At 73.3% G+C, this 26,433-nt stretch carries 23 protein-coding genes; 13 read left to right on the top strand and 10 right to left on the bottom strand.

Going from position 1 to position 26,433, the window contains the following annotated elements; genetic code table 11:
* Nucleotides 1-2 precede the first annotated feature (2 nt).
* From ACBI99_RS08655 to ACBI99_RS08645, 3 genes are read left to right on the top strand one after another with little or no spacing between them, the layout of a single operon-like run.
* The gene (locus tag ACBI99_RS08655; RefSeq protein WP_219517480.1) at nt 3-239 is read left to right on the top strand and encodes an acyl carrier protein; all 237 of its coding nucleotides are present in this window, start codon (nt 3-5) and stop codon (nt 237-239) included.
* Nucleotides 240-275: 36 nt separating this feature from the next.
* Nucleotides 276-1,508 carry a beta-ketoacyl-ACP synthase II gene (gene fabF / locus ACBI99_RS08650; protein ID WP_219517481.1) on the top strand — a complete coding sequence of 411 codons (1,233 nt, stop codon included), beginning with the start codon at nt 276-278 and terminating at the stop codon, nt 1,506-1,508.
* Nucleotides 1,509-1,529: 21 nt separating this feature from the next.
* A complete protein-coding gene (locus ACBI99_RS08645; protein WP_375072236.1) occupies nt 1,530-2,933 on the top strand; it encodes an acyl-CoA carboxylase subunit beta in 1,404 nt (467 codons plus the stop codon).
* Nucleotides 2,934-3,061: 128 nt separating this feature from the next.
* Here ACBI99_RS08645 and ACBI99_RS08640 read toward each other — a convergent pair whose 3' ends face one another.
* Nucleotides 3,062-3,556 carry a DUF3145 domain-containing protein gene (locus ACBI99_RS08640; protein ID WP_219510259.1) on the bottom strand — a complete coding sequence of 165 codons (495 nt, stop codon included), beginning with the start codon at nt 3,554-3,556 and terminating at the stop codon, nt 3,062-3,064.
* A gap of 175 nt (nt 3,557-3,731) precedes the next feature.
* On the opposite strand from ACBI99_RS08640, the gene ACBI99_RS08635 reads away from it, so the two are divergent.
* The 4 genes from ACBI99_RS08635 (at nt 3,732) to ACBI99_RS08620 (ending at nt 8,454) form a co-directional block, all read left to right on the top strand.
* On the top strand, nt 3,732-4,745 hold the full coding sequence (locus tag ACBI99_RS08635) for a S8/S53 family peptidase (protein ID WP_219510261.1): 1,014 nt from the start codon (nt 3,732-3,734) through the stop codon (nt 4,743-4,745).
* A 72-nt stretch (nt 4,746-4,817) separates the two neighbouring features.
* Nucleotides 4,818-5,351 (top strand): RNA polymerase sigma factor, encoded by a 534-nt coding sequence (locus tag ACBI99_RS08630; protein WP_219510262.1) that lies wholly within the window; start codon nt 4,818-4,820, stop codon nt 5,349-5,351.
* On the top strand, nt 5,348-5,794 hold the full coding sequence (locus tag ACBI99_RS08625) for a hypothetical protein (protein WP_375072040.1): 447 nt from the start codon (nt 5,348-5,350) through the stop codon (nt 5,792-5,794). The genes ACBI99_RS08630 and ACBI99_RS08625 overlap by 4 nt, the downstream gene beginning before the upstream one ends.
* Complete coding sequence (locus ACBI99_RS08620; RefSeq protein ID WP_375072039.1) at nt 5,791-8,454, top strand: CHAT domain-containing protein; 2,664 nt, start codon at nt 5,791-5,793, stop codon at nt 8,452-8,454. The genes ACBI99_RS08625 and ACBI99_RS08620 overlap by 4 nt, the downstream gene beginning before the upstream one ends.
* Here ACBI99_RS08620 and ACBI99_RS08615 read toward each other — a convergent pair.
* The 4 genes from ACBI99_RS08615 to ACBI99_RS08600 form a co-directional block, all read right to left on the bottom strand.
* The gene (locus tag ACBI99_RS08615) at nt 8,394-9,209 is read right to left on the bottom strand and encodes a sulfurtransferase (protein WP_375072038.1); all 816 of its coding nucleotides are present in this window, start codon (nt 9,207-9,209) and stop codon (nt 8,394-8,396) included. The genes ACBI99_RS08620 and ACBI99_RS08615 overlap by 61 nt on opposite strands.
* Nucleotides 9,206-10,372: an alkaline phosphatase family protein gene (locus tag ACBI99_RS08610; RefSeq protein ID WP_375072037.1), complete on the bottom strand. Its 1,167-nt coding sequence runs from the start codon at nt 10,370-10,372 to the stop codon at nt 9,206-9,208. The genes ACBI99_RS08615 and ACBI99_RS08610 overlap by 4 nt, the downstream gene beginning before the upstream one ends.
* A gap of 69 nt (nt 10,373-10,441) precedes the next feature.
* Entirely contained in the window at nt 10,442-11,032 is a 591-nt protein-coding gene (locus ACBI99_RS08605; RefSeq protein ID WP_219510267.1) for a DUF5998 family protein, read from the bottom strand.
* A 130-nt stretch (nt 11,033-11,162) separates the two neighbouring features.
* Entirely contained in the window at nt 11,163-13,859 is a 2,697-nt protein-coding gene (locus tag ACBI99_RS08600) for a GNAT family N-acetyltransferase (RefSeq protein WP_375072036.1), read from the bottom strand.
* A 158-nt stretch (nt 13,860-14,017) separates the two neighbouring features.
* Between ACBI99_RS08600 and ACBI99_RS08595 the strand changes: the two genes are divergently transcribed.
* Nucleotides 14,018-14,911, top strand: coding sequence for a carbohydrate kinase family protein (locus ACBI99_RS08595; protein ID WP_219510269.1), 894 nt, complete (start codon nt 14,018-14,020; stop codon nt 14,909-14,911).
* A 124-nt stretch (nt 14,912-15,035) separates the two neighbouring features.
* Here ACBI99_RS08595 and ACBI99_RS08590 read toward each other — a convergent pair whose 3' ends face one another.
* A complete protein-coding gene (locus tag ACBI99_RS08590; protein ID WP_357587422.1) occupies nt 15,036-17,123 on the bottom strand; it encodes a RecQ family ATP-dependent DNA helicase in 2,088 nt (695 codons plus the stop codon).
* A 117-nt stretch (nt 17,124-17,240) separates the two neighbouring features.
* On the opposite strand from ACBI99_RS08590, the gene ACBI99_RS08585 reads away from it, so the two are divergent.
* Both ACBI99_RS08585 and ACBI99_RS08580 read left to right on the top strand, forming a co-directional pair.
* A complete protein-coding gene (locus ACBI99_RS08585) occupies nt 17,241-18,047 on the top strand; it encodes a hypothetical protein (RefSeq protein ID WP_219510270.1) in 807 nt (268 codons plus the stop codon).
* 107 nt (nt 18,048-18,154) lie between these two features.
* Complete coding sequence (locus tag ACBI99_RS08580) at nt 18,155-20,644, top strand: DNA topoisomerase (ATP-hydrolyzing) subunit A (RefSeq protein ID WP_375072035.1); 2,490 nt, start codon at nt 18,155-18,157, stop codon at nt 20,642-20,644.
* A gap of 338 nt (nt 20,645-20,982) precedes the next feature.
* Here ACBI99_RS08580 and ACBI99_RS08575 read toward each other — a convergent pair whose 3' ends face one another.
* The gene (locus ACBI99_RS08575; protein WP_219510272.1) at nt 20,983-21,357 is read right to left on the bottom strand and encodes a VOC family protein; all 375 of its coding nucleotides are present in this window, start codon (nt 21,355-21,357) and stop codon (nt 20,983-20,985) included.
* A 26-nt stretch (nt 21,358-21,383) separates the two neighbouring features.
* Here ACBI99_RS08575 and ACBI99_RS08570 point away from each other — a divergent pair, with 26 nt between their 5' ends.
* The gene (locus ACBI99_RS08570; RefSeq protein WP_219510273.1) at nt 21,384-21,947 is read left to right on the top strand and encodes a thioredoxin family protein; all 564 of its coding nucleotides are present in this window, start codon (nt 21,384-21,386) and stop codon (nt 21,945-21,947) included.
* On the opposite strand, the gene ACBI99_RS08565 is transcribed toward ACBI99_RS08570, so the two are convergent.
* Nucleotides 21,944-22,273 (bottom strand): hypothetical protein, encoded by a 330-nt coding sequence (locus ACBI99_RS08565; RefSeq protein WP_219510274.1) that lies wholly within the window; start codon nt 22,271-22,273, stop codon nt 21,944-21,946. The two genes, ACBI99_RS08570 and ACBI99_RS08565, sit on opposite strands and share 4 nt — an antisense overlap.
* 134 nt (nt 22,274-22,407) lie before the next feature.
* Between ACBI99_RS08565 and ACBI99_RS08560 the strand changes: the two genes are divergently transcribed.
* Complete coding sequence (locus ACBI99_RS08560) at nt 22,408-22,899, top strand: carbonic anhydrase (protein WP_219510275.1); 492 nt, start codon at nt 22,408-22,410, stop codon at nt 22,897-22,899.
* A 142-nt stretch (nt 22,900-23,041) separates the two neighbouring features.
* Here ACBI99_RS08560 and ACBI99_RS08555 read toward each other — a convergent pair whose 3' ends face one another.
* Nucleotides 23,042-25,108, bottom strand: coding sequence for a DNA topoisomerase IV subunit B (locus ACBI99_RS08555; protein WP_357587425.1), 2,067 nt, complete (start codon nt 25,106-25,108; stop codon nt 23,042-23,044).
* A gap of 249 nt (nt 25,109-25,357) precedes the next feature.
* Between ACBI99_RS08555 and ACBI99_RS08550 the strand changes: the two genes are divergently transcribed.
* Entirely contained in the window at nt 25,358-25,588 is a 231-nt protein-coding gene (locus ACBI99_RS08550) for a hypothetical protein (protein ID WP_219510277.1), read from the top strand.
* Nucleotides 25,589-25,691: 103 nt separating this feature from the next.
* Here the strand turns inward: ACBI99_RS08550 and ACBI99_RS08545 are convergent, their stop codons facing one another.
* Nucleotides 25,692-26,390, bottom strand: a complete 699-nt coding sequence (locus ACBI99_RS08545) for a GNAT family N-acetyltransferase (protein WP_219510278.1) — start codon at nt 26,388-26,390, stop codon at nt 25,692-25,694.
* Between the last annotated feature and the right edge of the window lie 43 nt (nt 26,391-26,433).

The raw sequence follows: 26,433 nt of genomic DNA, 5'->3' as shown, positions 1-26,433 counted from the left end.
ACATGGCCACCGAGCAGGACATCCTCCAGGGCCTCGGCAAGATCATCAACGAGATCACCGGCATCCCGGCCGCCGAGGTCACTCCGGAGAAGAGCTTCGTGGACGACCTCGACATCGACTCCCTGTCCATGGTCGAGATCGCCGTGGCCGCCCAGGACGAGTTCGGCGTCGAGATCCCCGACGACCAGCTCAAGAACCTGAAGACGGTCAAGGACGTCCTCACCTTCATCCAGAACTAGAACGTCCTTACCCCTGATCGACAAGGAGTGCGAAACGTGAGTGCAAACCGGGTACGTGTCGTCGTCACCGGGCTCGGCGCGACGACGCCCGTCGGTGGAGACGTCGCCTCGTCCTGGTCGGCGCTCCTCGCCGGTCAGTCGGGTGTCAGGACCCTCACCGAGGACTGGATCGACACCGTCCCCGTGACGTTCGCGGGGACGGCCGCGGTCGACCCGACCGAGGTGCTGCCCCGGCCCGAGTCCCGCCGTCTCGACCGCAGCGAGCAGTTCGCGATGGTCGCCGCGCGTGAGGCGTGGCAGGACGCGGGAGCGCCGGAGGTGGCGCCCGAGCGGCTGGGCGTCGTCGTGTCCAGCGGCATCGGCGGCATCAACACCACCCTGTCCGCCTACGACACCTACAAGGAGCGCGGCTGGAACCGGCTGTCGCCCTTCACGGTGCCGATGCTCATGCCCAACGGCCCCGCCGCCTGGATCGGCCTCGACCGGGGCGCCCAGGCCGGGGTGCACGCCACGGTGTCCGCCTGCGCCTCCGGCGCGGAGGCCATCGGCTACGCGATGGACATGATCAGGGCGGGCCGGGCCGACGTGGTGATCGCCGGCGGCACCGAGGCCGCCATCCACGGCCTCAACGTGGCGGCCTTCGCCGCCGCCCGCGCCATGTCCACCCGCAACGACGAGCCGCAGCGCGCCTCCCGGCCGTGGGACCGCGACCGCGACGGCTTCGTCCTGGGTGAGGGCGCCGGCATCCTCGTCCTGGAGTCGGAGGAGCACGCCCGCGCCCGCGACGCGCGGATCTACGCCTACGCCTCGGGCGTCGGCTACTCGGCCGACTCCCACCACATCACCCAGCCCGAGCCCGAGGGCCGGGGCATCATCATGGCGATGACGCAGGCGCTCACCGACGCCGGCATCACCGGCCAGGACGTCAAGCACGTCAACGCGCACGCCACCTCCACCCCGGCAGGCGACGTCATCGAGGTGCAGGCGGTGGCCAAGGCCATCGGCACCCACCCGCTGGTCACCTCGACCAAGTCCATGACCGGCCACCTCCTGGGCGGCGCCGGCGGCATCGAGTCCGTCTTCACCGTCAAGGCGCTGCAGGAGCGCATCGTCCCCGCCACCATCAACCTCGACAACGTCGACGACGGCATCGAGGTCGATCTCGTGCACGGCGCCCACCGCGCCCTGCCCGCGGGTGACATCGCCGCGGTCAACAACTCGTTCGGCTTCGGCGGCCACAACGTGACCGTCGTGTTCAAGGGGGCTTAAATGACCGTGCTCGACAACCGCGTGGCGACCGAGGGTCCCGAACAGGAGCCTGCCGATCCCCGCGATCCCGCCGTCCGCCTGGCCGCCCTCCTCGACGAGGGGTCGGTGCGGCTGATCACCCCCGAGGACAAGAGCGGCGTGCTGGCCGCCATGGGCCGCGTCGAGGGAGTCCCCGTCGTCGCGTTCTGCAGCGACGCGCGTTATCAGGGCGGCGCGATGGGCAGCGAGGGTTGCGAGCACATCGTCCACGCCTATGACGTGGCCGTCCGCGAACGGGTGCCGGTCCTCGGGATCTGGCACTCCGGCGGTGCGCGACTCGCCGAAGGCGTCGAGTCGCTGCACGCCGTCGGCCGGGTGTTCGCCGCCATGACCAAGGCGTCGGGCGTCGTGCCGCAGATCTCCGTGGTCGTCGGCCCGGCCGCCGGCGGCGCCGCCTACGGCCCGGCGCTGACCGACCTGGTGATCCTGGCCGACTCGGGCCGCATCTTCGTCACCGGCCCCGACGTGGTCCGCAGCGTCACCGGCGAGGACGTCACCAGCGCCGCCCTGGGCGGCCCCGAGCCGCACAGCAAGCGCAGCGGTGTCGTGCACGTCGTCACCAAGACCGAGACCGACGCGCTGCTCAAGGCCCGCCAGCTCGCCGTGCTGCTCGGCCACCAGGGCCGGGTCCGCTCGTCGGAGATCGGCGAGGTCGACTTCTCCTCGCTGCTGCCCGACTCGCCGCGCCGCGCCTACGACGTCAAGCCGCTGGTCAACGGCCTGCTCGACGAGCCCGGCGTGGAGCTGCACCCCAAGTGGGCGCCCAACATCGTCACGTCGCTGGGGCGGCTCGGCGGCCGGACCGTCGGCGTGATCGCCAACAACCCGATGCGGCTGGGCGGCTGCCTCGACGCCACCTCCGCCGAGAAGGCCGCGCGTTTCGTGCGCATGTGTGACGCCTTCGGGGTGCCGCTGGTCGTGCTGGTGGACGTGCCGGGCTACCTGCCGGGCGTCGGCCAGGAGCACGACGGCGTGGTGCGCCGCGGCGCCAAGCTGCTGCACGCCTTCGCCGAGGCGTCGGTGCCGCGCATCACGCTCGTCACCCGCAAGGCTTACGGCGGCGCCTACATCGCGATGAACTCCCGCGCCCTCGGCGCGACCAAGGTGTTCGCGTGGCCGACGACCGAGGTCGCGGTCATGGGCGCGGTCGCCGCGGTCCGCATCCTCAAGCGCCGCCAGCTCGCCGCCGCCTCCGAGGACGAGCGCGCGGAGCTGGAGCAGCGGCTGGCCGAGGAGCACGAGAAGCTCGCGGGCGGGCTCAGCCGCGCGCAGGAGCTGGGCGTGATCGACGAGGTGATCAAGCCGGAGGAGACCCGCGGCGCGATCGCCAAGGTCCTGGCCCAGGCGACCCCGGCCAGGGGCGCGCACGGCAACATCCCGCTGTAGTCCGGACGACGTCGAGGGGCCCCGCACCGATTCGGTGCGGGGCCCCTTTCGCGTCTGCTCTCGTGCCGGGGGGTGACGGGCGTGGAACCGGGGGGCGGCGGGCGTGGGACCGGGGGCGGCGCCGCGCGTCAGACGGCGGCGTGCAGCCAGCGGACGGGCGCGCCGTCGCCCGCGTAGCGGAACGGCTCCAGCTCCTCGTCCCAGGGCCGGCCGAGCAGCTTGTCGAGCTCCTCCTCCAGCACGCAGCGGCCCTGACCGGCGGTCAGCATCACGGCGCGCAGCCGGTCCTCGGGGATCATGATGTCGCCCGCGGCGCCGATGACCGCGCTGAACGCGCCGAGCGTCGGGGTGTAGGCGTGCCGGGAGCCGTCGACGCCCGGCGAGGCGTCCTCGGTGATCTCGAACCTGAGGCGCTGCCAGCCCATGAGTGAGGAGGCGATGGCGGCGGCGATGCCGGGCCGGCCTTCCCATTCGGCCTGCGCGCGCACCACGTTGGGCGCGGCGGGTTGCGGCGTCCAGGTAAGATCAACGGGCACGCCAAGGACACCCGCGACTGCCCATTCGATATGAGGGCACAGCGCGGGCTGAGCCGAGTGGACGTACAGCACGCCACGAGCAGACACCGGACCTCCCGTTTCGGTACGAGGTGCGCCTTCCCCAACGGCCTCGCCCCGGGATGATCACAAGTGACTAGGGAGAGACTACCGTCGGTCGCAATCCGACACCAGAGGGGGGCCATACCAAGTTGGTGCGCGTGTGACACGTGACAGGACGGCCGGCGGGGAAAGATACCCGCTCATGAACATCCAACAAGTCGGCGACGCGCTCATCCGCCCAGGTCAGGTGCTGACCGACCGCAGCGCGCTGTCCGCCGCCTCGCGCTGGACGCAGGCCGTCTCGGAGGCCGACGGCGTCTGCGTGATCCACCTGTCCGACGGCGTCGACCCGTGCGAGCTGACCGCCGACCTGCGCGAGCACGGCTTCCGCGCCTCCCCCAACCACGTGCTGGCCGGGCAGCCGCTGTTCTTCGGCGGGCCGGCGTCGCGCCCTTTCCCTGCCCCGCCCATCGCCCACCGCCACAGCCGCACCCGCTCGCCGGTGGTGGTCGGGCTGCTCGACACCGGCGTGGCGGAGCACCGCTGGTGGGCCGGGAGCGACTGGTTCGCCGAGCGCCGGGCCGAGGACGACGACGCCGCCGAGGGCCGCCAGGCCGGGCATGGAACGTTCCTGGCCGGATTGCTGACGATGCGGGCGCCGGGCGTGTCGCTGCGGGTGACCCGGGTGCTCGACGGCGAGGGGCTGGGCGACGAGGCGACCGTGGTGCGGGCGCTGCACCGGATGCGCGAGCGGCCGCCCGACGTGCTGAACCTGTCGTTCGGCTGCCACACCTTCGACGGCAGGCCGCCGCCGCTGCTGGCCGACGCGCTGGCCGAGTTGCCCGGCACGGTCGTGGTCGCGTGCGCCGGCAACTCCGCCTCGGACGTGCCCTTCTACCCGGCCGCGCTGGGGCCGGTGGTGGCGGTGGGCGCGGTCGACGACACCCAGCAGCGCCGCGCCCCGTTCTCGGCGTACGGGCCGTGGGTGGACGCCTGCGCCCGCGGCGAGTGGCTGACCAGCACGTTCCCGGAGCGGGGCGAGTTCGCCGGCTACGCCTCGTGGAGCGGCACGTCGTTCGCCGCGGCCCTGGTGGCGGGGGCCATCGCGGACGCCGCGCGCGATCTGCCGGCGGCCCAGGCGGCCAAGGCGGTGCTGGATCCGCAGGCCACCCGGCAAATTCCCGATCTGGGAGTTCTCGTCCCGTCGAGTCTGTAGAGTTTACGCTCAGTCCCCAGGCGATCACGTGGAGGCAGGACAGCCTCCCGGCAGGGTCGGGAAGGAGGCCGTATGCACGACACGCGCGACCCAGCGGAGCTGCTCGCGGCGGCGGCCGGTGGCGACCAGGACGCCTGGGACCAGCTCGTGTCCCGCTTCGGGCCGCGGATGTGGGCGGTGGCCCGCTCCTGCGGTCTCGGCGAGAGCGACGCGGCGGACGTCGTCCAGGGCGCGTGGCTGCGCCTGCTGGAGCGGCTGCACGCGATCAGGGAGCCCGCGGCCGTGGGGGCGTGGCTGGCCACCACGACCCGCCGCGAAGCGCTCCAGCTGCTGCGGAAGACTCCGCACAGCGTGGCCGCGGAGCCCCCGGCCGCGCCCGACCCGGCCTCCGCCGTGCTGGAGGCCGACGGCAACCGCCTGCTCTGGCAGACGGTCTCCACCCTGCACGAGCCCTGCCGCACCATGCTCCGGCTGGTGGCGACGGATCTCGGCAGCCGGCAGATGGCCCAGCGCCTGGGCGTCCCGATCGGCAGCGTCGGCCCTACCAGGGCGCGCTGCCTGGAAAAACTGCGCACCCTGATCTCACTACAGGAGACGGTGCAATGATCAACGACGAATATTTCCTGGCGGCCCTCAGACTTGCCGCCGGGAGCGATCCCATCCCGGGACACGTGAGCGCGGCCGCCCGCGACGTCTTCCGGCTCCGGGTCCCCAGCGCGATCACCGCCGTCCCCGCCGAGTGCACCGCCACGCGCGGCGTGCGCGGGCCGGAGGGCCCGCACATGGTCCGCTTCGTGGCGGCCGGGCTCACCTTCGACCTGGAGGTGACCTTCGGCGACGGGCTGATCGACGTGGCGGGGCAGGTGTGCCCGACTCCGGGCGACGGGGCGCTCGTCGACGTACGCACCCCGCACCTGACGTTGAGCAGGCGGCTGGCGCCCACTGGCCACTTCGCGGTGACCGGGCTGCCGCCGGGCTGGCTCAGCGTGGTCTGCCACCGCCCCGGCAACGCCCCCGTCCAGACCCGGTGGGTGCGCATCCGCCCTTGAACACCGAGCCGAACCTGACGACACCGGAGCATCAGCGGGACGCGTCCCCGGTCGTCGCCATGCTCGTGCGCGCGGCGGAGATGGCGGTGCAGCGTTCCGTGGTCGACCCGCCGCAGGCGTTGCGGGCGGGCCGGACGATCCTGGCGAAGGCGGCGGCCGTCCCCGGGGGCGCGGAGGCGACGGCGGTGGCGTTGCGGGCGATGGGCCTGGCCGAGCGTGAGCTGGGCGATCTGGAGGCGGCCGAGCAGCACCTCAGGCAGGCGATCGGCACCGTGGGGGCGCCCGGCGAGCGGCTGGCGCAGGCGCGGCTGTCGCTGGTGACGGTGCGCACCGAGCGCGGCCACCCGCTGCAGGCGCTGCGCGTCGCCGCGCTGGCGTGGGCCCACCTGTCGCCGCTCGACCGCGCCAAGCTCGACACGCAGCGGGCCGTCGCGCTGGCCTGCCTGGGCCGCTACCAGGAGGCCGTCGCCTCCTGCGACCGGGCGCTGCGGGCGCTCGTGGCCGCGCCGGGCACGCTCGACGACCGCAGGTTCCTGGCGGGCGGGCTGCTCAACCGGGGCCTGGTGCACGCCTACCGGGGCGACTGGGACGACGCCATGCGCGACATCAGCGCCTGCCTGGAGATCTCCCGCCACGCCGGGCTCCACCACCTGGCCCGGCTCGCCGCCGCCAACCTGCCCTTTCTCGCCGTACGACGCGGCGACGTCGGCGAGGCGTTCGCCCACTACCGCGCCGCCCAGGACACGCTGTTCGGCTTCACCGAGCGGCTGGCCACGATGCGCGCCGACTTCGCGGGCGCCCTGCTGGCCGCCCACCTGCCCGGCGAGGCGCGGGCCCTGCTCAGCCTGGCCGTGCCCGACCTGGAGCAGTCCGGCGGCCGGGCGGCGCTGGCCGAGGCGCGGCTCAAGCTCGCCCAGGTCGAGCTGCTGACGGGCGACGCCCGCGAGGCGATCACGGTGGCCGAGCGGGCCGGGCGCGAGTTGGCGGAGCAGGAGCGGCACTCGTGGCTGCCGCTGGCCAGGGAGGTCGTGCTGCGGGCCAGGCTGGCGCTGGAGCCGCCGACGCCCGCGCTGCTCGCCGAGCTGATCGCGTGTGCGGGCGAGCTCGAACGCGACGCCGCCCACCTGGCCGGGGCGGCGGCGCTGCGGCTGGTGGCGGCCGAGACCGCGCTGGCCGTCGACGACCATCCGACGGCCTCGGCCCAGCTCGCCCGGCTCACCCTGCACGCCAGGCCGCAGGAGCGGTGGATGCCGGCCGGCACCCGGCTGACGCCGCTGTCGTGCGAGACGCAGCAGCGGCGGCTGGCCCAGGCCGCCCAGGTGCCGCCGGTGGTGCGCCAGCACGCGCTCGCGCTGGAGGCGGCGCTGCAGGAGGACGTCCCGGGCGCCTTCCGCGCCGTGCGGGAGGGCCTGGCCGAGATGGGCGGGCGCATGGACACGCTCGACGACCCGGCGTTGCGCGCCCACGCGGCCCGCGCGGGTGAGCGGCTGGCGGCGTTCGGGCTGCGGCTGGCGATCCGCGACGGAGACGCCGGCGAGGTGTTCGAGTGGGCGGAGCGGTGGCGGGCGGTGGCCGCGCCCGCGCACGCCCGCCCGCTGACCGGCTCCGGGCGGCTGCGCGAGGAGCTGGGGCGGGCCGCGCTGGTCGAGTACGTCACCGACGAGGAGTCGCTGCTGGGCGTGGTCGTCACCGGCGAGCGCGTGACGCTGCGGCGGCTCGGCGGGCTGCGGGCGGTGGCCGAGACGCTGATCCGGCTGCGCTACTCGCTGCGCCGGGCCGGGCTGCGCGAGGGGGGCGCCGCGCCTCCGCAGCCGATCGACGCCGTCGGGGCCGAGCTCGGGCGGCTGCTGCTGGAGCCCTTCGCTGACGAGCTCGCCGACGAGCTCGGCGACCGGCCGCTCGTCCTGGTGCCGACCGGGCCGCTGCACACGATGCCGTGGGGCGCGCTGCCCTGCCTGCGCGGCCGTCCGGTGAGCGTGGCGGCGAGCGCGGCCGGATGGCTGGCGGCGAGCGGACGCGGCGCCGGGGACGGGCCGCCGTCCGTGGTCGCCGCCGCCGGGCCCGGCCTCGCGCACGCCGAGGAGGAGGTGGGCCGGGTGCTCGCCCGCCACCCCGGCGCCCGCCCGGTCCCCGGCCGCAGGCAGGCGGTGCTCGACGCGCTGGCGGGCGCGGACGTGCTGCACCTGGCCGCCCACGGGGTGTTCCACGCGCGCAGCCCGCTGCTGTCCGGCATCACGCTGGAGGACGGCCCGCTCATGGCGTACGACCTGCTGCGGGTGGAGCGGGCGCCGAGGCTGGTGGTGCTGTCGTCCTGCGACTCGGGGATGGCGCGCACGCCCGCCGACGGGGCGCCGCTCGGGCTGGCCGGCACGTTCCTGTCACGCGGCGCCGCCTGCGTGGTGGCGGGGATGGTGCCGGTGGGCGACGAGGACGCGCTGGCGCTCATGACGGCCTTCCACGAGCTGCTGGCCGCCGGCCGGCCGCCCGACGCCGCGCTGGCCGTCTCGTCGGCCGCGACGGGGGTGCCGGGCTTCGTGTGCTTCGGGGCCGGTCACCGGCCGCTCGTCCGGCCCGCGACGGCGGACGCGCGGGCGGGCGTTCAGCCGGTGGCGACGGGCCTCGCCGGGTCGGCCACCCAGTTGGACCACGAGCCCACGTAGAGGGCGGCGTCGATGCCGGCGACCGCGAGCGCGAGCACTTCGTGCGCGGCCGTCACGCCCGACCCGCAGTAGGCGCCGACCGGCACGCCGCCCGTCACGCCCAGCCCGGCGAAGCGGACCCGCAGCACGTCCGGGGCCGGGAAGCGGCCGTCGGCGCCCACGTTCGCGGTGGTCGGGGCGCTGACCGCGCCGGGGATGTGCCCGGCCACCGGGTCGACCGGCTCCACCTCGCCCCGGTAACGCTCCTCCGCCCTGGCGTCGAGCAGCACGCCGGAGCCGGCCAGCGCCGCGGCCTGCCCGGCGTCGAGGACCGGCATCCCGCCAGGCGTGGCCGTGAAGTCGCCGGGGTCGGGCCGGGGCTCGTCCTTGGTGACCGGCAGCCCGGCCGCGATCCAGGCGGGCAGGCCGCCGTCGAGCACCCGTACGTCCTGGTGGCCGAAGTAGCGCAGCGTCCACCAGGCGCGGGCGGCCACCGTCGAGCCCGCGTCGTCGTACACCACGACGGGCCTGCCGTCCGACACGCCGAGCCGCCGCATCGCCCGCTCGAACGCGTCCGCGCCGGGCAGCGGGTGCCGGCCGGCGTCGCCGGGCGGCGCCGCCAGGTCGGCGTCGAGGTCGCAGAAGACGGCGCCCGGCACGTGACCCTCGCGGTAGAGGCCGATCCCGGGCGGGCCGCCCAGCCGCCAGCGCACGTCGAGCACGCTCGCCGTGTCGCCCAGCGCGGCCAGCTCGTCCGGAGTGATCAGCGGGCTCATCTGCGGGATACCTCCACAAGTGGTACGAGCTGCTCGGCGGCGGTCATGGAGCCGTGGTAGCCGGTGAAGAGCGCCTCGATCCGATGCGCGGACGGGGCGATGATCGCCAGGTCAGTGTAGGGGACGGCGAGCACGTCACCGATGCGCCGCAGCCACGCGCCGCGCACGTCCGGCCCGAACCAGCCGGCCTCGACGGCCTCCTCGCGCGGCACCACCCAGGCGCGCCCGTTGAGCGTCGCCGCCCAGGCGTCGAGCACGTCGCCGGCCGCGCCGGGCTCGGCGTAGACGTGGCGGGCGCGGGCCTCGCCGCCGAGCATCGCCACGCCGCGCGTCAGCTCGGGCGTCTTCTCGGCGTCGAGCTTGTCGGCGGCGTTGACCATGCCGTGGTCGGCGGTCACGTACAGGGCGGCGCCGTCGGGCAGTCCCTCGGCCAGGCGCTCGGCCATGCGGTCGACGATCGCCAGCTGCCGCAGCCACTCGTCGCCGCCCCAGCCGGTCATGTGCCCGGCCGCGTCGAGGTCGCCGTAGTAGACGGTGACGTGGGCGCGCGGCCCGGCCAGCTCGGCCAGCGCCCTGGTGACGCGCTCGTCCGGCGTCTCGGCGGCGGCGTAGCGGACGCCCCGGTAGACGGCGTCGGTCAGGCCGGTGCCCTCGAACTCGGCCGGGGCCACGTAGACGGCGTCGATCCCGGCCGCGGCGGCCCGCTGGTAAACAGTCGTGCTCGGCTGCCATTCGGCCGGGTCCATCGGCGTCCCGGTCCAGCGCAGGCAGTTGAACAGCAGGCCGGCGCCGGGCACGGCCAGCGTCATGCCGAGCATGCCGTGCTCGCCCGGCGGCAGCCCGGTGCCGAGCGAGCACAGGCTCGTCACGGTCGTCGCGGGGAACCCGGCGGTGAGGGTGGCGGGCGGCGCCGCGTGGGCCGGAGGGGCGATCGTCCCGCCGGTGGCGGTGGTCGCAGCGGCGGCCGTGAGGAAGGGAGCGGTGTCAGGGTGGGCGCGCAGGAGCTCCGCGCCGAGGCCGTCGACCAGGAACAGGCAGGTGCGGGTGGCGGGCGCGATCGCCAGCGGGTTGGGCTCGTCGAGGCCGAGGGCCGCGAGCAGGGAACGGGCGAGGTCGGGCAACGAGGCCCCGCCGTAGGCCGGCACCAGCGGCACGCTGTCCATGCCCTCGATCTTAGACGCCGCGGCGGCGCCCACCTACAGCGTCGGCGAGGCCGTACGGGGGATGATCGCTCAGGCGGCGGCGCGGGCCGTGGCCTCCGACAGGGCCTTGGCGAAGGCCAGCACGTGGGTGACCGCCTCGGGCCCGTCGGCGGCCTCGCTGACGCGCAGGGACAGGTCGTCGGCGGTGATGGCGCCGGTGTAGCCGTGGTCGGCCTCGCAGTTCTCGTCGCCGCAGGTGGCCGGTTCGAGGTCCACGTGGGAGATGGCGCCCCAGCCGATGGTGAGCGTCACCTCGGTGGGCGGCACGCCCGGGACGTAGGAGGCGGGGTCGGGAACCACCCGGGTCACCGCGACCGACTGGACGCGGCTCAGCCGCACCGCCTCCGTGGTCGTGGACGCGTGCGCCGTCGAGACCCCCTCCACCGCCGGGTGCTCGTCGGTGTGGCACACCAGCAGCCTCGTGCCGGACAGCACCAGCACGGTGACGTGCCGGCGCACCTCCATCGCGGGATCGAAGGTGGCCTCGTGATGGACCACGAACGCGGTCACGGCCTCCTTGCCCAGCGCGGATTCGACCGCATCGGTGACGAGGTCGGGATAGTAGCCGCTGCGCTCGATCGCTTCACGCAGGCCCGCGGCTGAGACTCGGGTTTCCCTCATGGATCCAGTTTGCCAGGGCGTCGCAGTGCACTCACCCGCCGGATATAACGCTCTATAACGTCTTCAACACCGAAATTTTCCCTTTCGCCCCCAGCTTCCCCGCCGGGGCGGAACCCGCCGCCCGTGCCGGTCAGCCCAGGCGGCGGGGGCCGCCGTCCAGCCGGGGCCCGGGCGGGGTGCGGAGGGTCACGCGGGCGCCGAGGACGATCACGCCGCTCTCGCCGACCAGGACCTGGTCCAGGTCGAGACGGGCCAGCTCCGGCAGGTCGTGGGCCAGACGGCCCACCCTGACCAGGAGGTCCTCCAGGGCGTCGACGGCCACCGGCGGGTAGCCGTACTCGCCGAACAGCAGCGGCGCGGCCCGTACGGACCTCACCAGGCCGGCGGCGTCGTCACGGGTCAGCGGCGCGAGACGGAACCCCTGGTCGAGCAGCAGGCGCGCGGTCACCTCGCCCAGCCCGAACGACACCACCGGCCCGAACGCCGGGTCCTCGACGACGGTCACGACCGTGGGGACGGCGGGCTGCGGGGCCATGCGCTGCACGGCCAGCTCCGTGGCGTCGCCGAACTGGCGGGCGAGCTCGGCGTACGCGTGGCGGACGCTCTCGGCGGTGGACAGGCCCAGGCGTACGGTCCCGGCGCGGCGGGCGGCGCGGGGGTCGGCGAGCTTGAGCACCACCGGCCACCCGAGCCGTTCGGCGGCGGCCACCGCCTCGTCCGGCGACCCGGCCACCTCGGCCGGCCACACGCTCAGCCCGTAGCAGGCGAGCAGCTTGGCCGCGTCGGCCAGGACCGGCGGCCCCGCCTCGGCGAACGCCCCGGCGTCCGGCACGGCGGGGGCGGCGGCGGCTTCGTCCGCAGGGGTGCCGGGTGCTTCCTGGGGCGGCGGGGTGAGGGTGCGGTGGACGAGGGCGCGGGCGCGCGGGGTGTCGATGTCCTCCAGGTCCGCCGGGGGGACGGCGGGGCGGGCGCGCCAGGCGGCGTAGCGGACGGCGTGGGACAGGGCGCGCACCGCCTCCTCGGGGGCCGCGTAGGAGGGGATGGAGCCGCGCGCCGGGGCGGTGCCCGTCTGGAGGCAGGGGTGCATGCCCAGATGCCCCTGGAAGGTGGCGAGGACGGGCTTGGCCGAGCCCCGCGACACCTCCATGAGCCGGTCGGCGATGCCCGCGGCGTCACCCGGGATGGGCGGCATGTAGATGACGACCGCCGCGTCGACCTCGGGTGAGGCCAGCTCGGCGGCGAGGGCCGTGCCGAACTCGTCGGGCCCGGCGGCGGGGCCGAGGTTGGCCGGGGGCCGGGGGGCGAGCCCGGCGGCGACGCAGGCGTCGGCGGCCAGCAGGCCGAGCGCGTCGGAGTTGGTGACCAGGGCGACGCGCGGCCCGGCGGGCAGCGGCTGGTAGGCCAGGAGCTGGCCGACGTCGAAGAGCTCGATGAGGTCGGCCACCCGGATCAGCCCGGCCTGCTCGAACAGGGAGCTGACGGCGGAGTCGGGCAGGCCGAGCTCCTCGGCGGAGTGGCCGGACGGGGTGCCGCCGCTCTTGACGACGACGATGGGCTTGGTGCGGGCGATGCGCCGGGCCAGGCGGGTGAACTTGCGCGGGTTTCCCAGCGACTCCAGGTAGAGCAGGATCACCTCGGTGGCGTCGTCCTCCTCCCAGTACTGGAGCAGGTCGTTGCCCGACACGTCGGCCCGGTTGCCCGCGGAGACGAACGACGAGATGCCCATGCCGCGCTGCTTGACGCGCTGGAGGAGGGCGGTGCCGAGGGCACCGGACTGGCTGAAGAAGCCCACGCGGCCACGGCCGGGGACGGTGGCGGCGAGGGTGGCGTTGAGCTTGACGGCGGGGTCGGTGTTGGCGATGCCCAGGCAGTTCGGGCCGACCACGCGCAGCCCGTAGGAGCGGGCGATGCGGGCGAGCTCGTCCTGGCGGGCGCGGCCGCGGCTGCCCGTCTCGCCGAACCCCGACGACACGACGACGAGGCCGTGCACGCCCTTCTCGGCGCACTCCTTGACCACGTCGAGCACGCTCTCGGCGGGCACGGCGACGACGGCGAGGTCGACCTCGCCGTCGATGGCGGTCACGCTCGGGTAGGCGCGCACGCCCGCGACGGCGCGAACCTCGCGGTGCACCGGGTAGACGGGGCCGGTGAAGTCGGCGGCCAGCAGGTTGCGCAGCACGGTCTGGCCGACGCCGCCGGGCTCGCGGGAGGCGCCGATGACGGCGACGGAGCCGGGGGTGAGCAGCCGGGCGATCGAACGGGCCTCGGCGCGGTGCTCGCGGGCGGTGGTGACCTCGGCGGCGGTCTCGGTCGGGGTGAGGTCGAGCGTCATGCGGACGACGCCGTCGGCGAAGCTGCTCTCCGCCGTGTAGCCGGCCTGGCGCAGCACGCCCATCATCTTCATGTTGGCGGGCAGCACGTCGGCGACGAAGCGCTCGATGCCGCGTTCGCGGGCGGTGGCGGCCAGGTGTTCGAGCAGCACGGAGGCCACTCCCCTGCCCTGGTGGGCGTCCTCGACGAGGAAGGCGACCTCGGCCTCGCCCGGCCCGGTGCGGTCGTAGCGGATGACGGCCACCATCTCCGCCCCGATGGTGGCGATCAGGGCGACGCGGCTCTCGTAGTCGACGGTGGTGAACCGGGTGACCTCGCGGTCGGACAGGCGCGGCCGGGGCCCGAAGAACCGGAAATAGATGGATTCAGGGGACAGCCGCGAGTAGAAGGCGCGCAGCCGATCGGCGTCTGCGGGCCTGATCGGGCGCACGTGCGCGGTGCCGCCGTCGGCCAGGACGACGTCGGCTTCCCAGTGAGCGGGATATTGTGCCTCCACAGTCACGAGCGTAAACCCGCGTCCCACATGTCAAGAAGTTGGGCAACGCTTGTGCATCGACTCAGGCCGGGTGTCGGGGGTCCGCCACACGAACCGGCTGGAAGCTGTTAGTTTTGCCGTGGCCAGGCTCGATCTGTAGGCAGCAAGGTGGTGGCATCATGACGCGGGTCGTCGTGGTGGGCGATCTCATGACCGACGCGGTGGCGCGCGCCCGTTATGCGCTCGCCAGGGCGAGCGACACCCCGGCGATCGTCACGATGCACGGTGGCGGGTCCGGGGCCAACATCGCCTCGTGGCTAGCCGTCGAGGGCGCGGAGGTGGCCTTCATCGGCCGCCGGGGCGCCGACATCACGGGGCGCAACCGCGACATGGAGCTGATGGGCTACGGCGTCGACGCCCGGCTCGTCATGGACCCCGAGCGTCCCACCGGCACCTGCGTGGTGCTCGTCACGCACAAGGGCGAGCGCACCATGCTGTCCGACCCGGGCGCCAACGCGGCGCTGTCGCCGGAGGACCTGCCGCGTGACCTGTTCAACGGCGGCGGCCACCTGCACCTGTCGGGCTACACGCTGATCAACGAGGGCTCGCGCGACGCGGGGCTGGCCGCGCTCGACATGGCGCGCCGCTCGGGGATGTCGATCTCCGTCGACTGCGCCTCGTCGGCGCCTCTCGAGCGTACGGGCGCCGAGCCGTTCCTGGAGTGGACCAACGGCGCCAAGCTGCTGTTCGCCAACATCGACCAGGCCAAGGTTCTGACCGGGCGGGACGACCCGGAGGCGGCGGCCAAGGTGCTGACGGCGTGGTTCCCGCAGGTCGTCATCAAGATGACCGCCGAGGGCGCGCTGTGGTTCGGCAACGGGCGGCCGGAGCCGGTCCGGGTGCCGGCCGAGCCGGTCGACCGGATCGTCGACGGCACGGGCGCGGGTGACGCGTTCTGCGCCGGGTTCCTGCCGGCGTGGCTGGCGGGCAAGCCTCCGGCGGAGTCGCTGGGCGCCGGGTGCGCCCTGGCCGCCAAGGCGATCGTGCACCTGGGCGCGCGGCCCCGCCTCTGACCTTCCGGCGGGGCCTCTCCCTCCGAGCCACCGTACGAGCTGCCGAACGTCCCGGGCTGCCGAACGTCCCGGGCTGCTGAACGTACGCCACTCAGGACGTGCGGGGCTCAGGGGCGTACGGCGCTCAGGACGTGGTGGCCAGGACGAGCGGGAGGACGGCCGGGGCGCCCGCGTGGCGCACCAGGGCGGCGGCGAGCGTCATCGTCCAGCCGGTGTCGACCCGGTCGTCGATCAGCAGCACGGGCCCGCCGCAGGCGGCCACGGCAGCGCCCACCTCGCGCGGCATCGCCAGCGTCGCCCGCACGGCCTGCACCCGCTTGGCGCTGTTGAACTGCTGTCCGGGCGGCCCCGACCGGTAGCCGAGCTCGCCGAGGTAGGACAGCCGGCCCACCTGCGCCAGCCGTTCGGCGAACCCGCGCACGAGCAGCGGGCGCGACGCCGACGGCACGTTGACCACGGCCACCGGCCGCTCGCGCCACTCCCACGCCGACAGCACCTTGACCACGGCGGCGAACATGTCGTCGGCCATCGGCCCGTCGGCCCCGGCGAACAGCTCGCGCAGCCGGTTGCCCCAGCCGATGTCGGTGAGCCTGCCGAGCGCGCGGCCCGGCTCGGCGCCCAGCTCGGGCTTGATCCGCCCGGACAGGTCGGCCAGCCCGGTCGGCCACTGCTTGCGCGCCTCGATGTCGACGCCGGGCCTGCTCAGCCGCTCGCGGGCGGTCTCGACGGCCCCGGCGGCGATCTCGGGTGAGCGGTGGCGTCCGGTGCAGTTGTCGCAGCGGCCGCACGGCCGGGCTGCCTCGTCGTCGAGGCGGCGGCGCAGGTATTCCTCACGGCAGTCGGTGGTGGTCAGGTAGCCGAGCATGGCGTCCTGCTCGGCCTTGCGCTCGGCGGCGATGCGGGAGTAGCGCTCGGCGTCGTAGGACCATTCCTCGCCGGTCGACTCCCAGCCGCCCTTGACCCTGCGCACGGCGCCGTCGACGTCGAGGACCTTGAGCATCATCTCCAGCCGGCTGCGGCTGAGGTCGACGGCGGTCTCCAGGGCCTGCGTGGACATGACGCCGCGCTCGGCCAGCGTCTCCAGCACGGTGCGCACGACCGGCTCCGGCGGGAACGCCAGCGAGGTGAAATAGGCCCAGATGTCGCGGTCCTCGGTGCCGGGCAGCAGGATCACCTCGGCCCGCTCGACCCCGCGGCCCGCGCGGCCGACCTGCTGGTAGTAGGCGACGGGTGACTGCGGCGCGCCGACGTGGACGACGAAGCCCAGGTCGGGCTTGTCGAAGCCCATGCCGAGCGCGCTGGTGGCGACCAGCGCCTTGATCTTGTTGTTGAGCAGCGCCTCCTCGGCCGCCAGCCGCTCGGCCGGGTCGGTCTGGCCGGAATAGGCGGCCACCTCGTGGCCCTGCTCGCGCAGGTAGGAGGCGATCTCGTGGGCGGCGGCCACGGTCAGCGTGTAGACGATGCCGGAGCCGGGCAGCTCGTGCAGCGTCTGGGCCAGCCAGGCCAGCCGCTGCTCGGCCGACGGGAGGCGTACGACGCTCAGGTGGAGGCTCTCGCGCTCCAGCGGGCCGCGCAGCACGAGGGTGTCCTCGCCCATCTGCTCGGCCACGTCGCGGGTGACGCGGGCGTTGGCGGTGGCGGTGGTGGCCAGCACCGGGATGCCGGGCGGCAGCTCCTCGAAGAGGGTGGCGAGCCTGCGGTAGTCGGGCCGGAAGTCGTGACCCCAGTCGGAGATGCAGTGGGCCTCGTCGACGACGACCAGCCCGGCGCTCTCGGCCAGCTCGGGCAGCACGTTGTCGCGGAAGTCGGGGTTGTTGAGCCGCTCGGGGCTGACCAGCAGCACGTCCACGAGGCCGTCGGCGACCTGGCCGTAGACCTCCTCCCACGCCTCGGGGTTGGCCGAGTTGATGGTGACGGCGCGGATGCCGGCGCGCTCGGCGGCGGCGATCTGGTTGCGCATGAGGGCCAGCAGCGGCGACACGATGACGGTCGGCCCCTCGCCGAGCTCGCGCAGCAGGGCGGTGGCCACGAAGTAGACGGCCGACTTGCCCCAGCCGGTGCGCTGCACGACGAGCACCCGCCGGCGGTCGACGACCAGCGCCTCGATGGCCTTCCACTGGTCGTCGCGGAGCCTGGCGTGCTCGCCGGCCAGCGCGCGCAGCTTCTCCTCGGCCTCTTCGCGCAGCATCCCGGCGTCGGGGGCGTCAATCATGTGTCCCTTGTTACCAGGTTTCCCCGACGATTCGCGCCCGCGAGCGGCGGAACCCGCCATCGGCGCGAAGCGTTGAGCGTACGTCACCCCTGGAGAGCACGGCCCTCAGGAGGGTTCATGGCGGAGTTGTCACTCGCGCGACGTGCCCGGCGGCCGGCGGTTCCGCGTCTAGCTTTCGCGCGGGTCGTCACGGTGATGCTGCTGGTGGTGGGGATGGGCGCGGCGGGCTGCGCGGGGACGGACGTGAAGGCGTCCTACCGGCCGATGTTCCTGCCGGTCAAGCTCGAGTGGGGGCCCGGCGGGGTGAAGGTCACCGGCGACGCCTCGATCGCCACGCCGATCGGCGTGTTCTCCGTGGGCGCCGAGCACAGCCTCGTGGCCAAGAAGCAGAACGCCCTCTACGTCATCTTCCGCGACCACGACGGGGTCCTGCCCGGCTCGCCCGTGGCGGGCACCGACCTGGTGTACGAGGTGCTGAGCGGGGGCGGCCGGTTCACCGCCGTGGTCAACGGCACGGCCGTCATCCAGGTCGCCAACCAGGAAGTGCTCATCGACGTCACGGACGGCACGCTCAAGGTCATCGAGTTCCAGGGCGCCCAGGCGATCATGCAGGAGCGGCCCAGCGGCCTGGCCCAGCGGTGGCAGGAGTTCTGGGACGGCTGCCTCTACACGCCGATGTCGCTGTCGCGGTGGGCCTACGACGACTCGACCATCGACCAGTGGTTCGGCCTGGGGTTCGTGCTGTTCCTGGTCCGGCTGGCCCTGGCGCTCGTCCTCGGGGTGGCCGACCTGCTGCTGACCGCCGGGTGCTTCCTGGCCGCCGTCGCCTTCGTGGTCGCCGGTCCGACCGGGCGCAACATCGTGTACGGCGTCGAGGTCCTGTTGTTCCTCGTCCTCGTGTTCGGGGCGCGGTCGCTGGCCTAGCGATTTCGGGGCAAGATCGGCACAAAAGTGATCATGTGGGCGTCCAGGCGCACGGCGAAGCACGTCGGTGTCGCGGGCACCCGCGTTTCTTCGGCACAATGTTCGACATGGCCCGACGTACCCCTGCACCCCCGACTGAGGACTTCGAAGAGCGGATCGTCGACATCGACGTCTCCTCGGAGATGCGCACGAGCTTCCTCGAGTACGCGTATTCGGTGATCTACCAGCGTGCGCTGCCCGACGCCCGTGACGGACTCAAGCCGGTGCAGCGGCGCATCCTCTACTCGATGAGCGAGATGGGCCTGCGCCCCGACCGGGGGCATGTCAAGTCCTCCCGCGTCGTCGGCGACGTGATGGGCAAGCTCCATCCCCACGGCGACACCGCCATCTACGACGCGGTGGTGCGCCTGGCGCAGCCGTTCTCGATGCGGCTGCCGCTGGTCGACGGGCACGGCAACTTCGGCTCGCCCGACGACCTGCCCGCCGCCATGCGTTACACCGAGGCCCGGCTGGCCCCGGCCGCGATGCTCATGGTGGAGTCGCTCGACGAGGACACCGTCGACTTCAAGCCCAACTACGACGGCCAGGAGACCGAGCCCACGGTCATGCCGTCGGCGTTCCCCAACCTGCTGGTCAACGGCACGACCGGCATCGCGGTCGGCATGGCGACCAACATGGCGCCGCACAACCTGGCCGAGGTCGTGGCCGCCGCCCGCCACCTGATCAAGAAGCCCACGGCCACGCTCGACGAGCTGATGAAGTTCATCCCCGGCCCCGACCTGCCGACCGGCGGCACGATCACCGGCCTGCAGGGGGTGCGTGACGCGTACGAGACCGGCCGCGGCACGTTCCGCATGCGCGCCAAGTGCGCGGTCGAGCAGATCACGCCGCGCCGCAAGGGCATCGTCGTCACCGAGCTGCCCTACAACGTCGGCCCCGAGCGCGTGGTCACCAAGATCAAAGAGCTCGTGACCAGCAAGAAGCTGCAGGGCATCGCCGACCTGAAGGACCTCACCGACCGGCACAAGGGCCTGCGCCTGGTCATCGAGATCAAGAACGGCTTCATCCCCGAGGCGGTGCTCGACGAGCTCTACCGGCTCACGCCGATGGAGGAGACGTTCGGCATCAACAACGTCGCGCTGGTCGACGGCGAGCCGCGCACGCTGGGCCTGCGCGAGCTCCTCCAGGTCTACGTCGACCACCGCATCGAGGTCGTCCGCCGCCGCTCCGAGCACCGCAGGCGCAAGCGCGAGGACCGCCTCCACCTGGTCGACGGCCTCATCGTCGCGCTGCTCAACATCGACGAGGTCATCCAGGTCATCCGCTCCTCCGACGACTCCGGGCAGGCCCGCGAGCGGCTGATGGACGTCTTCGACCTGACCGACATCCAGGCCGCCTACATCCTCGACACCCCGCTGCGCCGCCTGACCCGCTACGACAAGCTGGAGCTCGACCGCGAGAAGGAGACGCTGACCGACGAGATCGCCGAGCTGACGGGCATCCTGTCGTCCGAGACGCGGCTGCGCCAGGTCGTCTCCGGCGAGCTCGCCGAGGTGGCCAAGAAGTACGCCACGCCGCGCCGCACCGTGCTGCTGGAGGCGTCCGGCGTCTCCCGCACCGCGACGGTCGAGCTCCAGGTGGCCGACGACCCCTGCCTGGCGCTGCTGTCGTCCACCGGCCTGCTGGCCCGCACCTCCAACGCCGACCCGCTGGCCGCCACCGGTGACCGCACCGCCCACGACGTGCTCGTCTCCGCCGTGCGCACCACCGTCAGAGGCGAGGTTGGCGTGGTCACGTCACTCGGCCGGCTCATCCGCGTCCAGGTGGTCGACCTGCCCACGCTGCCGCCGTCCGCCGGCCCGCCCTCCCTGTCGGGCGGGCATCCCGTCTCCGAGTACGTGTCGCTCCAGCCCGACGAGACCGTGGTCGGCCTCGGCTCCCTCGATCCCGAGAGCCCCGGCCTGGCCCTCGGCACCGCGCAGGGCGTGGTGAAACGGGTGGTGCCCGACTATCCGGCCAACCGTGACGACTTCGAGGTCATCACCCTCAAGGACGGCGACACCGTCGTCGGCGCCGTCGAGCTCGACTCCGAAGAGCACGACCTGGTGTTCATCAGCTCCGACGCGCAGCTCCTGCGCTACCAGGCGGCCCAGGTGCGCCCCCAGGGGCGGCCCGCGGGCGGCATGGCCGGCATCCGGCTCGACGGCGGGGCGCGGGTCATCTGGTTCGGCGTCGTCGACCCGGCCCGGCCCGGCCAGGTCGTGACGGTCGCCGGCTCCTCCACCGCGCTGCCCGGCACCCAGGTCGGTGGCGGCAAGGTGTCCGACTACGCCGAGTTCCCCGCCAAGGGGCGCGCCACGGGCGGCGTACGCGCCCAGCGCTTCCTCAAGGGCGAGGACGTCCTGCTGCTCGCCTGGGCCGGGCCCGCCCCGGCCAAGGCGGTCTCCTCGGTCGGCAAGCCCGTACCGCTCCCCGACGAGATCGGCCGCCGTGACGGCTCGGGCGTGCGCCTCACCCACACCATCGGCGCCATCGGCGGCCCCCTCGCCTCCTCCCCCGACGCCCCCGAGGGAGAAACTTCCCAGGACACCGAGTAACCGCCGCCTGAGCCCCGGCACGCTGCCGGCGCCGGGGCCCTTCACGGACGGGCCGTACGGACGCCCGCCATTTGAGGCGGACGCCCTGAACGGCCCGTGGGCGGGCCCGGACGCGCGCGGACAGTCGTGGTGCCGCGGACCCTGAACGGGCGCTGGACACAGGCGGATGGCCGCCAACGCGGGCCGGTGCGGGGCCTGGGCGGGCAGGCGCAGGGCGCGGGTCTGGTCCCTCTGGTTGGGGTCTGGCGCCCGCCGTGCGCCTTGGAGGCTACGGCGGGCGTGTCGCCAGGGGGCCCGGACGGCCGGGCGCGGGGCGGGCGTGTGGGCCGGTACCTGGGTCAGTCGGCGATCGTGAGACAGAACGGGTGGCCGGCCGGGTCGAGGTAGACGCGGAAGTTGTCGCTCTCGCTCGGCTGGACCTCGTGCTTGGTGGCGCCGAACTTGAGCACCTGCTCCTCGGCCGCGTCCAGGTCGTCGACGACGGTGTCGATGTGGAGCTGCTGGGGCCGCTCCCCCTCGGGCCAGACGGGCGGCCGGAAGTCGCCGACCCGCTGGAAGGCCAGGCGCATCGACGAGCCGGTGTCCTTCAGCACGACCCAGTCGTCCTCGTCATAGATCACCGGCCAGCCGAACAGCCGGGAGTAGAAGTCCGCCAGCTTCTTCGGGTCGGGGCAGTCGATCACCGTGGAGTGGTACTCCGCGATGCCCTTCATGGCTCACCTCCGGGATGATGGTCCGCATGGCTGCGAACTCGTTCATGGTTCCTCTCGGCACGCCCGCGCCCCCGTTCGACCTCACCGCCGTCAGCGGCGGCAGCGTCTCGCTCGGCGATCTGCGCGGCTCGCCGGCCACGCTCGTGGTCTTCCTGTCCAACCACTGCCCGTACGTCCGCCACATCGAGCACGGCCTGGGCGCGTTGGCCGCCGACTACGGGTCACGCCTGTCGGTCGTCGCCATCTGCAGCAACGACAGCGTGAACTACCCGGACGACGATCCGACACACCTGGCCGAGCAGGCGGCCCGGGCCGGGTTCGGCTTCCCGTATCTGCTGGACGACACGCAGGAGGTCGCCAAGGCCTACCGGGCCGCGTGCACGCCCGATCTGTTCCTCTACGACGCCGACTTCCGGCTGGCCTACCGGGGTGAGTTCGACGGCTCGCGGCCCGGCAACGGGGTGCCGGTGACGGGCTCGTCGGTGCGGGCCGCGATCGACGCGCTGCTGGAGGGCGTGCCGGTCAGCGCGGATCAGGTGCCGGCGATCGGCTGCGGCATCAAGTGGAAGCCCGGCAACGCGCCGGCCTAGTGTGACTCCCATTCGGTGGCGGCGGTGATCGTGGCGGGCAGCGACAGCAGCAGCTCGTGCGGCTCGCCGCCCTGCCAGCCGCGCACCAGCCGGTCGCCGGCCGGGCCGGGGTTGAAGTCCTCGCACCCGAGCGGCCCGTAGCAGCCGGCCTGGTCGAGCATGAGGATGAGCGGGTCGTCGTCGGGCAGCGCCGCGGCGTAGGCGGCGGCGTCGAGCAGGGCCAGGGCGCATCTGGCGTTGCGGCCGCCGTCGTTGGACTCCACACGGTCCAGGCGGCGCCTGGCCTGGGCTCGGAAATACGCGGCGAGCGACTCGGACCTGCTCAAGACGACCCTCTTCTACGTCACGTTGGGCTAGCACATCATCACGCAAAGCTAGCAGTGATCGGGGGTCGTTCGCGAAGTACGACAGTCCGCCACCCCACGTTTTCGCGGGGGACGAGCATGGGATCATCAAGGACATGGATGCCTTCGACGACGTTTTCGCCGGTAACGCGAAGTTTGCTGAGAAGTTCAAGGAGTCTGGGCTCACCGGCACCGCCGCACGCGGGCTCGCGGTGGTCACCTGCATGGACTCACGGATCGACCCGCTCGGACTGCTGGGGCTCAAGCCCGGCGACGCCAAGATCCTGCGCAACGCGGGCGCCCGCGTCACCGACGACGTGCTGCGCACGCTGGTGCTGGGCGTCTACCTGCTCGGCGTGCGCCGGGTGCTCGTCATGCCGCACACCGACTGCGGCATGACGAAGGTGACGGACGCCGACGTGCACGACCTGACGCAGAGCAACGGCGTCGACACGCGCAGCCTGGAGTTTCACACGGTGCCTGACCAGCACGCCGCGCTGCTGCACGACCTGACCCGCATCACGTCCTCGCCCTTCCTGCCGGCGGACATGCCGGTGCAGGGAGCGATCTACGACGTGCGCTCGGGCGTGTTGCGGCCCGTGGGGTAGCGCCCCGCGAAGCGCCGGCTCGCGGGGTTAGCGCCCCGGCAGGATGGCGCCCGCAGGATGGCGGGCCGCAGGATGGCGGGCCGCAGGATAGCGGGCCGCTGGGTGGCGGCCCGCAAAGTGGCGGGCCGCAGGGCGGGGGTGGTCAGGCGTCGATGTGGTCGCGGTCGACCTCGGCGGCGCTCTTGACGATGAACTCCCGCCGGGGCGCCACGTCGCTGCCCATGAGCAGGCTGAAGATGCTCTCGGCCTCTTCGACGTCCTCGATGCGGACCCGGCGCAGGATGCGGTGGCGGGGGTCCATGGTGGTCTCGGCGAGCTGGTCGGCGTCCATCTCCCCCAGACCCTTGTAGCGCTGCACCGGGTCCTTCCAGCGCTTGCCGCGCCGCTCCAGGTCGCGCAGCACCTTCTGCAGCTCGCCGTCGGAGTAGCAGTAGATGTACTTGTCCTTGCCCCGGCCCGGGTTGGTCAGCTCGATGCGGTGCAGCGGCGGGACCGCGGCGAAGACCCGCCCGGCCTCGACCATCGGCTTCATGTAGCGGTGGAAGAGCGTGAGCAGCAGGCAGCGGATGTGGGCGCCGTCGACGTCGGCGTCGGCCATCAGGATGATCTTGCCGTAGCGGGCCGCCTCGATGTCGAACGAGCGGCCCGAGCCGGCGCCGACCACCTGGATGATCGCGGCGCACTCGGCGTTCTTGAGCATGTCGCTCACGGACGCCTTCTGCACGTTGAGGATCTTGCCGCGGATCGGCAGCAGGGCCTGGAACTCGGAGTCGCGGGCCAGCTTGGCGGTGCCGAGCGCCGAGTCGCCCTCGACGATGAACAGCTCGCTGCGGTCGACGTCGTCGTTGCGGCAGTCGACGAGCTTGGCCGGGAGCGCGGAGTTCTCCAGGGCGCTCTTGCGGCGCTGGTTCTCCCGGTGCTCGCGGGCGGCGATGCGGGCCTTGGCGGCGGCGACGATCTTCTCCAGCACGGCGCGCAGTGCCTGCTTCGTGCCGCGCGGCGGGTTGGCGAACAGCTCCTTGAGCTCGCGGCTGACCACGTGGGAGACGATGCGGGTGGCCGCGGAGGTGCCCAGCACCTCCTTGGTCTGCCCCTCGAACTGCGGCTCGGGCACCCGGATGGTGACGACGGCGGTCAGGCCCTCGGAGATGTCCTCCTTGTTGACCGGGTCGTCGCCGTTCTTCAGCAGGCGGGTCTCGCGCAACTGCTCGTTGATCGTGCGCACGAGCGCCCGCTCGAAGCCGGTGACGTGGGTGCCGCCCTTGGGGGTGGCGATCACGTTGACGAACGAGCGCACGGTCGACTCGTAGCCCTTGCCCCAGCGCACGGCCACGTCGACGGTCAGCTCGCGCTGCACCTCGGTGGGCGTCATGTGGCCCTGGTCGTCGAGGACCGGGACGGTCTCGTGGAAGTGGCCGACGCCCTGCAGCCGCAGCACGTCGCAGACGGCCTCGTCGCGGGCCAGGAACTCGGTGAACTCGGAGATGCCGCCGTCGAAGCGGAACTCCTCCTCGACGCGCTCCTCATGGCGGCTGTCGATGACGACCAGGGTGAGGCCGGGAACCAGGAAGGCGGTCTGGCGCAGCCGGACGTGAATCTCGTCGAGGGAGACCTCGGCGTCGGGCAGGAAGATCTGCTTGTCGGCCCAGAACCGCACCCGGGTGCCGGTGACGCGCTTGGGCAGCGGGCCGCCGTCGCGCAGGCCGGACTTCTTGCGGAACTTGGCGGTGGGCCCGTCGCCGTCGAACACGCCCGGCACGCCGCGCCGGAAGCTGATCTCGTGGACCCGGCCGTCACGGTCGACCTCGACGTCGAGGCGGGACGACAGCGCGTTGACCACGGAGGCGCCCACGCCGTGCAGGCCGCCGGAGGCCGCGTAGGAGCCGCCGCCGAACTTCCCGCCGGCGTGCAGCTTGGTGTAGACGAGCTCGACGCCGGCCAGGCCGCTCTTGGGCTCGACGTCGACCGGGATGCCGCGGCCGTTGTCGCGGACCTCGATGGAGCCGTCGGCGTGGAGCTCGACCTCGATGCGGTCGCAGTGGCCGCCGAGCGCCTCGTCGACGCCGTTGTCGACGATCTCCCAGAGACAGTGCATGAGCCCGCGGCTGTCGGTGGACCCGATGTACATGCCAGGTCGCTTGCGGACGGCTTCGAGGCCCTCAAGCACCGACAGGTGACGAGCTGTGTAACCCGCCTCCACTAGCGTCACTCCAGCTCCTCTGGTCACTTGTCATCGAACACGTGTGCGTAGCCTACCGTTCTTCCCCTGCGCACGCGTACAAGCTTGCCATGCGGTCACGTTTGCCGTTACCGCCGGGCTGCTGGGCATTACTTTCGGACACATTCTGCTCTGGGCGTAGCGAGGGGGAGGTTGGGAACGTCCACGTCCGGTTAGATGTTGTTCCAAGTGACTGACGCCAGATCCTCGCTTCGGCGGGGGTGACCCGAAAGGCGATACGTGACTGGAGCTCTTGCCCCCGTTAAGCCGCTGACGGCCCTCGACCGCTGCGACCGTTGCGGTGCCCAGGCATACATTCGCGCGACCCTGCCCGTGGGCGGGGAGCTGCTGTTCTGCGCCCACCACGGGCGTCAGCACATCGCGGCGCTGCGCGAAAAGGGCGCCGACATCCTGGACGAGTCGGCACGACTCAGCGAAACCCGATCCCACGCCCCCGACGGCGAGCGCTGACCGCGCTGGCCTTGAGATAACCACATATTGCATGACAGAACGGCGATCCCGGGCCTGCCCGGGATCGCCGTTCTGCGTTCACACGCCAGATCAGCGCGCCCGGTCAGCGCACCCGGTAGTGATACGCGGCCACCGGCTCCAGCCCCTCGCTCCGGTAGAGCGCCTGGGCGGCGGCGTTGCCGGCCGTGACCACCAGGTAGGCCCGCCCGCCCCCGGCCAGCGCCCGCAGCACGCTGCGCGCCAGCCCGCGCCTGCGGGCAGACGGCAGCGTCGCCATGCAGTACACGCCGACCGTGGCGTCTTCCGTGCTCCCCTGCGGCACTCCCCTGCCGACCGCCACGGGCACGCCGTCCTCCTCCACCGCCGCGTAGCGCGCGGGCACGCCCGTGAGGATGCGCCCCGCCTCGCGCAGCCCGTCGCCGTAGCGGCCGTCGACCTGCCACCAGGTCCGCGTCCAGGCGTCCCAGGGCCGGTCCTCGACCCGTACGGGATGGCCGGGCTCGCCGGGGACGGACCCGGACATCACCACGGTCGGGTCGGCCCGCGCGTAGCCGCGCCGGTCCAGCTCGGCGTCGAGGCCGGGCGTGGCGCCCGGCCCGATGGAGAACGCGCACGCCTGCCCGCGCGCCGCGTAGAACGCCTCGGCCGCCTCAATGGCCGCGCCCAGGTCGGCCGGGACGCCGAGCGGCAGTACCGAGTTCGCGCGCTTGGTCACGCCGCCCGCGTGGCGCAGGATCCAGCCGTCGTGGCGCACCTGCTCGTAGGCGGGCCACGCCTGGTGCACGAGAGCGTCGACGTTCATGGCCCGCGAGCCTAGCCGACCGGGTTTGACGGCATCACTCCAG

This window comes from Nonomuraea sp. ATR24, from assembly GCF_041950485.1.
GTDB lineage: Bacteria > Actinomycetota > Actinomycetes > Streptosporangiales > Streptosporangiaceae > Nonomuraea > Nonomuraea ceibae.
This window is presented reverse-complemented; position numbering and strand designations above follow the sequence as displayed.